11 protein-coding genes are annotated in these 12,156 nt (G+C 60.8%); 5 read left to right on the top strand and 6 right to left on the bottom strand.

Features of this window, described 5'->3' with window-relative positions; all coding sequences use genetic code 11:
* Positions 1–70 precede the first annotated feature (70 nt).
* Complete coding sequence (locus VMN77_02505) at positions 71–517, bottom strand: NUDIX hydrolase (protein HTN42647.1); 447 nt, start codon at positions 515–517, stop codon at positions 71–73.
* Positions 518–712: 195 nt separating this feature from the next.
* On the opposite strand from VMN77_02505, the gene VMN77_02500 reads away from it, so the two are divergent.
* From VMN77_02500 to VMN77_02480, 5 genes are all read left to right on the top strand, one after another.
* Positions 713–2,173 (top strand): efflux transporter outer membrane subunit, encoded by a 1,461-nt coding sequence (locus VMN77_02500; GenBank protein ID HTN42646.1) that lies wholly within the window; start codon positions 713–715, stop codon positions 2,171–2,173.
* Between the two features lie 16 nt (positions 2,174–2,189).
* Positions 2,190–3,320 carry an efflux RND transporter periplasmic adaptor subunit gene (locus VMN77_02495; protein ID HTN42645.1) on the top strand — a complete coding sequence of 377 codons (1,131 nt, stop codon included), beginning with the start codon at positions 2,190–2,192 and terminating at the stop codon, positions 3,318–3,320.
* Positions 3,321–3,336: 16 nt separating this feature from the next.
* On the top strand, positions 3,337–6,399 hold the full coding sequence (locus VMN77_02490; GenBank protein HTN42644.1) for an efflux RND transporter permease subunit: 3,063 nt from the start codon (positions 3,337–3,339) through the stop codon (positions 6,397–6,399).
* Positions 6,400–6,525: 126 nt separating this feature from the next.
* The gene (locus tag VMN77_02485; protein ID HTN42643.1) at positions 6,526–6,951 is read left to right on the top strand and encodes a tetratricopeptide repeat protein; all 426 of its coding nucleotides are present in this window, start codon (positions 6,526–6,528) and stop codon (positions 6,949–6,951) included.
* A gap of 167 nt (positions 6,952–7,118) precedes the next feature.
* Positions 7,119–8,246: an HD domain-containing phosphohydrolase gene (locus VMN77_02480; protein HTN42642.1), complete on the top strand. Its 1,128-nt coding sequence runs from the start codon at positions 7,119–7,121 to the stop codon at positions 8,244–8,246.
* Between the two features lie 204 nt (positions 8,247–8,450).
* Here VMN77_02480 and VMN77_02475 read toward each other — a convergent pair whose 3' ends face one another.
* The 5 genes from VMN77_02475 to VMN77_02455 all read right to left on the bottom strand — a co-directional run.
* Positions 8,451–9,884, bottom strand: coding sequence for an alkaline phosphatase family protein (locus VMN77_02475; protein ID HTN42641.1), 1,434 nt, complete (start codon positions 9,882–9,884; stop codon positions 8,451–8,453).
* A gap of 3 nt (positions 9,885–9,887) precedes the next feature.
* A complete protein-coding gene (locus VMN77_02470) occupies positions 9,888–10,586 on the bottom strand; it encodes a hypothetical protein (GenBank protein HTN42640.1) in 699 nt (232 codons plus the stop codon).
* A 104-nt stretch (positions 10,587–10,690) separates the two neighbouring features.
* A complete protein-coding gene (locus VMN77_02465) occupies positions 10,691–11,128 on the bottom strand; it encodes a hypothetical protein (GenBank protein ID HTN42639.1) in 438 nt (145 codons plus the stop codon).
* A gap of 24 nt (positions 11,129–11,152) precedes the next feature.
* Entirely contained in the window at positions 11,153–11,593 is a 441-nt protein-coding gene (locus VMN77_02460; GenBank protein HTN42638.1) for a hypothetical protein, read from the bottom strand.
* A 158-nt stretch (positions 11,594–11,751) separates the two neighbouring features.
* On the bottom strand, positions 11,752–12,156 hold a 405-nt coding region (locus VMN77_02455; GenBank protein ID HTN42637.1), incomplete at its 5' end, for an ATP-dependent helicase C-terminal domain-containing protein.

Here is a 12,156-nt window from a genome sequence, read left to right as displayed (position 1 = left end):
CCGGATGGAGCCTCCCCCTCTCGCGCGCGTTGCGCGCTGGGCAGACACCCTTGAGTAGGGCCGGGAACATCTACACCGTTTTGAGAAGGTCGCGGGCTTTTTGTACGATTTCTTTTTCGGTCGGGTAGGCCGTCAACGTTTCGGCCTCCTCCAACGGAAACCACGCGGCGGCCTCGACTTCTTCGTCGTGATCCGCCGTGTCTCCGCCGCGGCAATCCATTAAATAAAAATGAACGGTCTTGTCGATCGTCGCGCGATCCTCTTTGGAGTAAAACTGGTACGAAGTTTCGCCGATCTTCCGCCGGATTTCGCCCTCCAGACCGGTTTCTTCGCGAACCTCTCGGACGGCCGCCCCTTCCAGGCTTTCCTCCGGCTCGACCCAGCCTTTTGGCAGACACCAGATCCGTTTTCCGTTTTTCAGCGTTTTCCGGATCAGGGCGATCTCGATCCCGGCGGTTCCTCGGCGGAAGATCACGCCACCGGATGAAATTTGATGTCTGGCGCCTCTGGATGTCATCGGCTCAGGAATTCGGTAGGACACTATAGCACGCCGGACGACGTTTGACAAGACACGGGGAATGGTTTTGGAGTCTTCCTCCGACCGCCGAAAAATAATCCTTGACGGGGAATGAACGGATGCCGTATGGATATAAGGATTAGCTTTCGCTTTAATTCGGTGAAGGTTTTGGATCGCGAGGGGATGAATCGTCCAATGCGAATAAAGATTGTGGCCATTTCGGTTGTCGCCGGCGCGGTGTTGACCGGCTGCGCGGTCGGCCCGGATTTCCATCGGCCGGAGCCCCCCGCCACGAAGGACTATACCCCCGCGGCGATGCCGGAGAAGACGTCGGCCACTTCGGGGATTGCCGGCGAGGCCCAGCGCTTCCTCGCGGGCCGGGATATTCCGGACCTGTGGTGGACCCTCTTTCACTCCAAGGCGCTCGATCAGATGATCCGCCAGGCGCTTGCGGGCAGCCCGACGCTGATCGCCGCGCAGGCCACGCTGCGGGAGGCGCAGGAGAACGAACGCGCCCTGGTCGGAGAGGCCCTGGTCCCGGCCGTGGACGGCAATGTTTCGGCCCAGCGGCAGAAAATTTCGGGGGCCGCGTTCGGCCAGCCCAATTTACCCGGCAGCCTCTTCAATCTTTACAATGCATCCGTGAGCGTTTCCTATGCCCTCGATCTGTTCGGCGGGGCGCGGCGAGAGTTGGAGGCCTTGCGGTCCCAGGTTGATTTTCAGGGCTATCAGCTGGAGGGCGCCCATATCGCTTTGACGTCCAACATCATCACCACCGCGATTCAAGAAGCCTCGTTGCGGGACCAGATCCGGACGACACAGGAGATGGTCGCCTTGATGGAGAAAGAGGTCGGTCTGGTCGAACGCCAGTTCCTGCTGGGCGGGGCCTCGCGTTCCGATGTGCTCGCACAGCAGGCACAACTTGCACAGACGCGGGCCACCCTGCCGCCGCTTGAATTGAATCTCGCGCAGACGCGCCACCGATTGGCGGTGCTGGTCGGACAACTTCCCAGCGAGGCGGTCCTTCCCGAATTTGAACTCCAGGGGCTGCAACTCCCTCAAGACCTTCCGGTCAGCCTGCCGTCCTCGCTGGTCCGTCAACGGCCCGATGTCCTCGCCTCGGAGGCCCTTCTGCACCAGGCGAGCGCCCAGATCGGGGTCGCCACCGCGGCGATGTTTCCCCAGATCACATTGAGCGGAAATTACGGTTCGGAGACGAGCGCGGGCCACGATCTTTTCACCGCCGGCACGAGTGTGTGGAGGCTGGGGGCCGGATTGCTCCAGCCGCTCTTTCACGGCGGGCAGTTGTCCGCCCAGCGGCGCGCCGCCATCGCGGCATACGATCAGGCGGCGGCGCAGTACCGTGAAACGGTTTTGGAGGCCTTTCAGAACGTCGCCGATGTCCTGCGCGCGCTGGAGCTGGACGCGGACCTGCTGAAGGCTCAGTCGGAGGCGGAGGCCAGTGCGCGCGAATCGCTCGATATGACCCAGAAACAGTTCGATTTAGGGGCCGTGAATTTTCTCTCGTTGCTGGATGCCCAGCGTCAGCACCGGCTGGCACAGGTCATTCTGATTCAAGCTGAAGCCAGGCGATATTCCGATACCGTGGCCCTGTTTCAGGCCCTGGGCGGCGGGTGGTGGAACCGGACACAGTGAAGACGGAGACATTTTGATGACCAAGCGTATGGTGGTGATGTTGTTGGTGGTCGGTTTGTTATTTGCCGCCATTTTCGGGTTTCAGGCCTTCAAGGCGAAAATGATCAAACAGTTCATGGCGACCATGAAAATGCCGCCGGCCACGGTGACGGCGATGAAGGCCGAGCTCCAACCCTGGCAGCCCCAGTTAAACGCGGTGGGGAGCCTGCGAGCCGTGCACGGGGTGGACGTCACAACCGAAATCGGCGGTTTGGTGCGGGAGGTGCGTTTCAAGTCGGGCGATGAGGTGAAGGCCGGCCAGGTGCTGGTCCAGCTCAATGCCGACGCGGATGTCGGGCTGTTGCGGTCCCTCGAGGCGGCGGCCGAACTGGCCCGGATCGTTTACGAGCGTGACAAGGAACAATTTGCCATTCAGGCGGTCAGTAAGGCGGTGCTGGATGGCGATGCGGCCGATCTCAAGAGCAAAGAAGCCCAGGTGGCCCAGCAGGCGGCCGTGGTCGAAAAAAAAACGATCCGTGCGATGTTTGAAGGGCGGCTCGGCATCAACGCCGTGAATCTCGGACAGTACGTGAACCCGGGAGACAAGATCGTCACACTTCAATCGTTGGATCCGATCTTTGTCGATTTTTTCCTTCCCCAGCAGAACCTCTCGCGATTGAAGATCGGACTGACCGTGACGGTGACGACCGATGCGATTCCCGGCCGAACGTTTGAAGGACGGATTAATGCGATCAACCCCAAGGTCGATCCGGATACCCGTAACCTCCAGATCGAGGCCACGATCGCCAATGCCAAGCACGAACTGTTGCCGGGCATGTACGCGACGGTGACGGTCCAGTCCGGCGGGGTCCAGCAGTACCTGACCCTGCCCCAGACCTCCGTAACCTTCAATCCCTACGGGGAAAGCGTTTACGTCATTGAGGAGGGCGGAAAGGGGGCGGATGGAAAACCGGTCCTGACCGCCCGGCAGACCTTCGTGACCGTCGGCGAGACCCGGGGCGACCAGGTCGCGATCCTAAAGGGGATCAAGCCGGGCGACCTGGTGGCCACGAGCGGACAGCTCAAATTGAAGAACGGAAGCGCGGTGGTCATCAACAACACGGTCCAGCCCAGCAACGACCCCGCGCCCAAGCCGGTGGATCAATGACCCGGGAGCCCCTCTGATGCGCTTTACCGATTTATTCATTCATCGGCCCGTTCTGGCCACCGTCGTCAGCCTCATGATCTTAGTTTTGGGGCTGCGCTCCGTGGGGTTGCTTCCCGTGCGAGAGTTTCCGGAGACCCAGAACGCGGTGGTGACGGTGGCGACCACGTACACGGGGGCCGACCCGGCGTTGGTGGCCGGGTTCATCACCACTCCGCTGGAAAACTCGATCGCGCAGGCCAACGGCATCGACTACCTCACCTCCTCCAGCGCGCAGAGCGTCAGCACGATCCAGGCCAACCTGCGCCTGAACTACGATCCGAACAAGGCGCTGACCGAGATCAACACCAAGGTCAACGCGGTGCTCAACCAGCTGCCGAAGGAGACGCAGCAGCCGGTTCTGACGATCGCCATCGGCGAGACGATCGATTCGATGTACATCGGGTTCTACAGCACGGTGCTTTCGACCAATCAGATCACCGATTATCTCATCCGGGTGGTGCAGCCCAAGCTTCAGACGGTGGATGGCGTGCAGACGGCCGAGATCCTCGGAAAACACCAGTTCGCGCTGCGGGCGTGGCTCGATCCCGATAAATTGGCGGCCTACCATTTGACCGCGGCCGATGTGAGCAACGCGCTCGCGGCCAACGACTTCATCTCCGCGGTCGGACGGACCAAAGGGCAGATGGTGACCGTGGACCTGACCGCCGACACCGGACTCCACTCGGTCGACGAATTCCGCAACCTCGCCATCAAATCGCAGGGCGGTGCCATTGTGCGCCTCGGGGATGTCGCGAACGTCACGCTCGGGTCGGATGATTACGATACCGCGGTGGGTTTCGACGGCCAGACGGCCGTCTATATCGGCATCAAGGTGGCGCCGACCGCCAATCTCCTGACCGTGATCAACAGCGTTCGCACGGCCTTTCCTCCGATCCAGGCGCAGTTGCCCGAGGGCCTGGGCGGCAAGATCGTCTACGATGCGACGAAATACGTGAACAGTTCAATTCACGAGGTGATCAGCACCCTGATCAAATCCCTGCTGATCGTCACGGTGGTCATTTTCCTTTTCCTCGGGTCCCTGCGGTCGGTGATCATTCCGACGATCGCGATGCCGCTGTCGTTGATCGGGACGTTTTTCGTCATGCTGGTGCTCGGATACTCGATCAATCTGCTGACACTGCTCTCGCTGGTCCTGGCCATCGGGCTGGTCGTGGACGACGCGATCATCGTGGTGGAAAACGTGCACCGTCATATCGAGGGGGGCATGCCCCCCATGGGGGCGGCCCTCGCCGGGGCGTACGAGCTGGCGGGGCCGATCATCGCCATCACCGTGGTCTTGATCGCGGTCTACGTGCCGATCGGGTTCATGGGCGGCCTCACCGGGGCGCTTTTCACGGAGTTCGCCTTCACGCTGGTCGGCGCCGTGACCGTTTCGGCGGTCATCGCCCTGACCCTCTCTCCCATGATGTGCTCGCGTCTCCTCAAGGGGCACGACGGCGGCGGCCAGGCCCGATTCGTCAAATTTATCGATACCCAGTTTGAGCGGTTGCGGAAGGGCTACGCCCGCCGGCTCCACGGGGCTCTCGATTCCCTGCCGGTCGTCGGAGTGTTTGCCGCGATCATCCTGGTCAGCATTTATTTCCTTTATGCCAACGCCAAGCGCGAACTCGCCCCGCAGGAGGATATGGGGGTCATCATCTCCCTGGTCTCGGCCGCGCCCAACGCGACGCTTGAGCAGACCCAGCTCTACACGCGCGAGGTTTATAAAACCTTCGCCTCTTATCCCGAGACCGACCACGTCTTCCAGCTCGACGGGATCAGCGGGGTCAATTCCGGGATCGCCGGCATGGTGATGAAGCCGTGGGACGAGCGCAAACGCACCACGATGGAAATGCAGCCGGTGGTCCAGAATCAGCTCGGCGACATCGCCGGCGTTCGCGCGGTGGCGTTTCAGCGGCCGCCGCTGCCCGGGGGAGGCCGGGGCCTTCCGGTCCAGTTCGTGATCGGCACGACCGATTCGTACGAACGGTTGAACGAAGTGTCGGAGGCGCTGATGGACAAAGCCCGGGCCAGCGGCATGTTTATGTTTGTCGACAACGACCTGAAAATAGACAAGCCCCAGACCACGGTGGAAATCGACCGCGATAAAGCGGCCCAGCTGGGGCTGACGATGCAGAACATCGGCGACGCGCTCGGGTGGATGCTGGGAGGGGGCTATGTCAATTACTTCAGCCTCGCCGGGCGGTCCTACAAGGTGATTCCGCAGGTGATGCAGCGCGACCGGCTCAATGCCGGGCACCTCCGGGACTATTACATCACGACTCCGAGCGGCGCGTCGGTCCCGGTCTCGACCGTCGTGAGTCTCAAGACCGTCGTCGTGCCGGAGACTCTGAATCACTTCCAGCAGCTCAACTCGGCCATGCTCTCGGCGGTTCCCGCCATCGGCATCACGCTGGGGCAGGCGCTGGATACCCTGGAGGCCGAGGCCAAGGAAATCCTTCCTCAGGGGTACGCGATCGACTACGGGGGTCCGTCCCGGCAGTTCAAACAGGAGAGCACCGCGCTGGTCGTGACGTTTTTCTTCGCCCTGATCATCATTTTCCTCGCGCTCGCCGCGCTGTTCGAGAGCTTTCGTGATCCGCTCATCGTGCTGGTGAGCGTGCCGATGTCGATCTGCGGGGCGATGATCTTCATCAGCCTCGGGATCGGGGGGGCGACGCTCAACATCTACACCGAGGTCGGCCTGGTGACGCTGATCGCGCTCATCAGCAAGCACGGCATCCTGATCGTGCAGTTCGCCAACGATCTTCAGCAAGAGGGAAAGGGCAAGCGCGAGGCCGTGGAGACGGCGGCCGGCATCCGTCTCCGGCCGATCCTGATGACGACCGCGGCCATGGTCCTCGGGGTGCTGCCGTTGATCACCGCATCCGGCGCCGGCGCCGTGGGTCGCTTCAACATGGGCCTCGTGATCGCGACCGGCATCGCGATCGGTACTCTCTTCACGCTCTTCGTGGTTCCCGCGATGTACATGTTCCTTGCCACGGACCGGGCCAAGGCCAGAACCTCCGCGGGAACCTGAAGTCGCGCGAGACCCCGGCTACATTTTCCTTGACATCGCATGGCCGCTTGGGCTTTCCTATTCATTGAGAGAACCTCCGGGCGACCGGAGGGGCCGTTCATTGGCACAACCGAAAGGAGGATTCCGATGCGTACGTTCGCATATTATGGCATGGCCGTGTTCCTGATGGCGGCATTCCTGTTCGTTCCGTTCCGGGGAATTCAGGCCGCCGAGAAGAAAGCGGAGCCGGCCCTAGAGGTTCCCGCCTCTTCACCGGCTGCCGGGCATAATTCGGAAGGAATCAAGCATTACAACATGGGCGTGTGGAAGGACGCCGAGATGCATTTCGGCGAGGCGGTCAAGGCCGACGAAAAATCGGCCGAGGCCCACTACAACCACGCACTCGCCTTGGACAAACTCGGCATGCACAAAGAGGCGACGGCGGAGTTCGATGAGGCGCTCAAGCTGGCCCCCGACAACAAAGCCATCGCCGACTCTCCGATCCTGAAGGCCCATCTGCAGAAAATGAAAAAGATGGAGAAGCCGATGGAGAAATCGAACGGAGGGTATTAGGTCTTTAAACGGCCGATGACCCAAAGGGCCCGGTGGAAAATCTTCCCCGGGCCCTTTTTTTTGCGCAAAACCGGCTCCGATCCGTCTTCCGCGGCCGTTGACCTCGGCCGGATCGTTGACAGCTTGGAGGATGGCCGTTATGATAAAAGTTGGCGGTCGAGCATTCCATGGATTTCCATCAGGACGTCTTAAAGGAACTCAATAAAAACATCACGCTCTCGGAGAAGCTGGAGTCGATTCATCGGGTTTTGAAGTCCAGGTTCCCGATGATCGACCGCATCGCCGTGGCCGTTTACGATGCCAAGACCGATCTGTTGAAAACCTTCAGCCACAGCAGCGGTCCGCAAGCCCCGCTGGTCCGTTACGAGGCCAAAATGGGCGAGTCGCGTTCCCTCCTGGAGATCCTGGAAACCGGGATGCCGCGCGTGATCAACGACCTGACGGTCTTCGGCCCCTCGGAACGGATGCACACCCAGCGGATCGCGGCCGAGGGGTACGTCTCCAGCTACACAATGCCGATGTACATCAACGGCACCTTCTTCGGTTTTGTCTTCTTCAACGCCCGCGAGAAAAACACCCTCGATCCCGAGGTGCTCCATTACCTGGACGTTTTCGGCCATCTCGTTTCCCTAACGATCATCAACGACCTCATGACGATTCGGACCATGCTGGCGACCGTCAAGGCCGCGCGTGACATCAGCGCCCACCGGGACATGGAAACGGGGGCCCACCTCGACCGGATGTCCCATTACGCCCGGCTGATCGCCAAGGAACTCGCCGAGCGCTACGGTTTCGACGATGAATTCATCGAGCACATTTTCTTGTTCGCCCCGCTGCACGACATCGGCAAAATCGGCGTGCCGGACGCCATCCTCCGGAAACCGGCCCGACTGACCGAGGATGAATTTGAAACGATGAAGACGCATACCCAGAAGGGCCGGCAAATGATCGACGCCATGTTGAAGGACTTCGGGCTTGATTCCTTTCAGCATATCGACGTGATGCGAAACATCGCCGAATACCACCATGAGACGATCGACGGACGGGGTTACCCGCACGGGATGAAGGGCGATGCGATCCCGATCGAGTCCAAGATCATCGCCGTGTCGGACATCTTCGACGCCCTCACCAGCCGCCGCCCTTACAAAACGGCCTGGACCAACGAGGAGGCCTTCGCGATGCTGCGCCAGCTCGCGGGGAGGCAGCTCGACAGGGACTGCGTGGACGCGCTGATCAAGAACGCCGGCCGGGTCGAAGAAATTCAAAAACGCTTCCGGGAAAACCCCTTCGCCTGAGCCCCCCTCACGCGAGCTTTGCTCGCTGGGTAGACTTCCTATTTTATCCTGTTGATTCGACGGGTCCTGTCCTTCGGCAGCCCCATCCGTCCTCACTCAGCGTTTTTCAAAGGGCTGCAGGGGAACCACACGAAGATTCCTTGGCCTTTCCGTTGCGGGCGGATGGGGCGCCCCGCCCGTGGCCACCCGTCGAATGGTTTTGGTTTACGGTTTTAGGGAGAAGTCGAACGCGTTGAGCAGGTCGTTGGCTTCCGCATCGCGCGGGCCGAGCGGCTTGAGGTCCCAGCGGGATTCGATGAACTTCAAGATCGAGGTCGTGTCGTAGGGCGTGTGATCCACGAAGCCCCGCCTGGCGTACGGGGAGACGATGATCGCCGGGACGCGCGTTCCGGGGCCCCACCGATCGACGACGGGCGGCGCGACGTGATCCCAGCGCCCGCCGTTTTCATCGTACGTGATGACGACGGCGGTCTCCTTCCAGTAGGGGCTGCCCCGGATGGAATCCACAAGGTGCTTCACGTAGGCCTGGCCCTGCAGAAGGTCGGCGTAGCCGGGGTGCTCGTTCTCCGGGCCGAGTGGCTTGACGAACGATACCGCGGGCAAGGTCCCGTTCTTCAAGGCGGCGAGGAAGTCCGAGACGTCGCGCAGATGTTCGGCCTTGGCCGGCGTGCCGTCCGCGTAGGCCGCGAAATAATTGAACGGCTGATGATGGTACTGGAATAATTTATCGGGTTTCCCGGCCATCGCGTCGTTCCAGCCGCCGGAATACCAGGTCCAGGAAATTCCCTTCTCGCTCAAGCGATCCCCGATGGTCGGCATCGTCTGGCGCGGCAACAGCTTCTTCGGATCGGCAAGGCCGGCGGGATGGGGGCGGTTGAGCGGAAAGACGGTATTGACGGCGTATCCGTCGGGCGTAACGGCGCCGTCCTTTTTGAGAACGCCGTGTTCGTCCAATTGAACGATCTCGGCGGCCGGGGCATCGGGCCATCGGGGGGTGCAGGCGCAGACCAGCCAGATGTGGTTCAGGAAAGACCCGCCGAACGCGGCATGAAAGAACCGGTCCGCGATTGTGAACCGCTTGGCCAGCTGGCCTTCCGGGCCGTCGCTGAGATCGTAAACGCTCATGACGAGCCCCCCCGCATTGCTCCAGGCGACGAACTTGTTCATCCGTCCGCCGTTGATCTGGTACTGTTCCTGATAGAAGCGGTGGACCAGGTCGCCGGTCTTCTCGTCGGGCCGGACGAACAGGCCCGCGTCGAACGGCGCCACCGGAAGATCCTTTGGGAAGCGGGGGTCGGGGGCCGGAGGATTCCGGTTCGTGTCGATCGGCGGCGGCAGCGTTCGATAAGGCCGGCCGTTTTTCATCACCTGCTTCGCCGCGTCGCCCGCGCGGGCGATGCCGTCCGCGCCGGGGAACTTTCCGTACAGCCCGTCGAAGCTCCAGTTCTCCTGGTAAATCACGACGACATGGTTGATCTTTTTCAGGCCGGAGGCCGCGGGGTCGCCCCCGGAAGGGGAGGCGGCCGCATCCGTACCGGGACGGGCCTGAAGCGCGAGAACCATTCCGGCGATCAGGAGGAAACGCAGGCTCCGTCGCGCGGAGGCGCGGACCAGGGGTCCGGACTCGGCGACGATCATGGGTTACGGAATGTCATGAGGTTGGCTGTCCTTCTTGGAGATGAGATCGAGTTGATAGGCGACGATTTTGGCGTTAAAGCTTAACTGAAATACCGGCATTTTGCTCATTTCAAGGAATCGCGCCTTGGCCTCATCGAAGCGTCCGAGTCGGCGCTCCGCTTCACCGGCGAGCATTTGGGCTGTCACCCATTCCGGGCCCTCTTTCGTCTTGCTTGTGGAAAGAAACTTCTTTAGGTGCTGGAGGGTTAAATCGATGTATTGCTTTTCTTTGTCGGGACGGTCGTCCACCTGCCACGAGGCTTGTAGATACGCGTTGGCGACGATAAAGTCCGTGTCACCCATGTACTCCAAGATTTTTGCCAGCAAAAAATAGGACGGGTTGTCCTTGGCCATTTCTTGATACTCCGGGGAGAGGACGAATTTCTTCAAGCGCACTTTTTCATCATCGGTAAAATCCTTTTTATAAACCACAAAGTGATTGCTCGGACATACGGGAATCCGAGGCGGAACATCCATATATCCGAGGGGTTTCAAATCCAGTTGGGCGCCCATACGGGGGCCGGCCATATTGGCGGGGGTTTTGAACTTCGTTCCGTCCAGGGGACAGGTGACCTCGATTTCCTTGACCGGTGCGGCCGCGGTCAATCCCCCCACGAAAAATATTAATACAAAAACCCCGACACCCAAACGTTTCTTAATCATCCTCGTTCCTCCTCTTCCCAATGCGCCGGGCCGCGGCGCGGGTTGGTTTTAATGACGCCGATCTGTTCAGGATGGCATTCCGGGATCCCCTCCGGACCCCGGCTCTATCTTTTTGAAACCCGGCCAAGTTCGGATTTCAGTTTCTTGATCTGTCCCTCGATCTGTTTGGCCTCCAGAACGAGTTTCCGCGCCTTCTCATTCAGCCGGAGATCCTTCGGGTTTTTCACGGCCGAGTCATAGACCTGCCCTCCGATCTCGGTAAATTTGTCCTGGGCTTTCTGGTTCAGACCGATGAGCCGAACCCGGAGCTTGGCCACCTTGGTCATCCGCTGCGCCTCGGCCGTCACGGAGGCGGCCCCTTTTTTGGCCGTCGCAACCCCTTCCTTCATCATCTTTTGCGCTTCGGCCGTCATCGTCGCCGCGCCCTTTTGGGCCATCCGGCGGGCCTCGGTCGACAGCACGGAGGTGCCTTCCTTGAAGAGTTCCGTGCTTTCCTTCACGGCCGACTGAAGATCCTTTTTAACGCGGTCCCAGAATTTCATGAAATCACCTCCCGTCCTTTCTTTCTACCCGCCGGGCGGCGGGGATTCCAAGAGTTCGGCCTGGGTGCGCTTAACCCATTCCCGAACCTCCAGTTCGTTTACGCCAAGCCATACACAGGCGGTATTGATCGTGATGAACACGATCACATTAATCTTCTCCCGCCCGGCCAAGCGCCCGTACAGACTGGCTTTCTCGAATTCTTTTCCCGCCACAATCGCCACCCGGGCCCCGGCGATTTTGTTGCGGAAATGAAGATAAATATCGACGAGCTGTCCGAGCTCCCTTTCCTGGATCGAAGGATCGAAAGAGGCGCGGGTGATATCGACCAGGACCCGGGGGGCGGACGGAAGATTCGGATCCTCCAATTCCCGGCGTTCGCCCTCCAGGAGATCCTCCTGCGTAATCCTTCCGGCCCACACCTCGAGAATATGGCCGGAATCCAGGATCCGGTAGACTCTGCCCATGTCGGCGCCCTCCTTCGAACCCCCTTTGTATAGCACGAGCCTGCGGGTAAATGCAAAAAAAAGCGGATTCCAGGGATGTCGGCCTCGGTAAGTCGGGCCTTTAAAGCGGGGAGGCCCGGGAAAGGGAATCGGCCCGTCCCTTTCCGCGACGGATGTGATCACCTTGAACGCGGCTTGGCGCGGGCGGTGGGCGGCGCGTTCCACGGGTCATCGGGCCAGGGATGCTTGGGATAGCGGCCTTTCAATTCCTTCTTCACCTCGGCGTACGTCCGCTCCCAGAATCCGCGGAGATCCTGCGTGACTTGAATCGGCCGCCGCGCGGGCGAGAGGAGATGAAGCGTCACGGGAATCTTCCCGAAGGCCACGCGGGGCGTGTCGGCCAGTCCGAACATCTCCTGCAGCTTCACGGACAGCACGGGCGATTCCCCCGGCCGGTATTCAAGGCGCAGCCGCGATCCGCTCGGAACGGTCAGATGCGTCGGCGCGCCCTCTTCCAGGCGCCGTTGCTGTTTTCCGTCCAGGCGGGTCCGTAGAATGGCAAGGAGATCGAGCCCGGCCAGATC

It is taken from the genome of Nitrospiria bacterium (assembly GCA_035498035.1).
Taxonomy (GTDB): Bacteria; Nitrospirota; Nitrospiria; order JACQBZ01; family JACQBZ01; genus JACQBZ01.
This window is presented reverse-complemented; position numbering and strand designations above follow the sequence as displayed.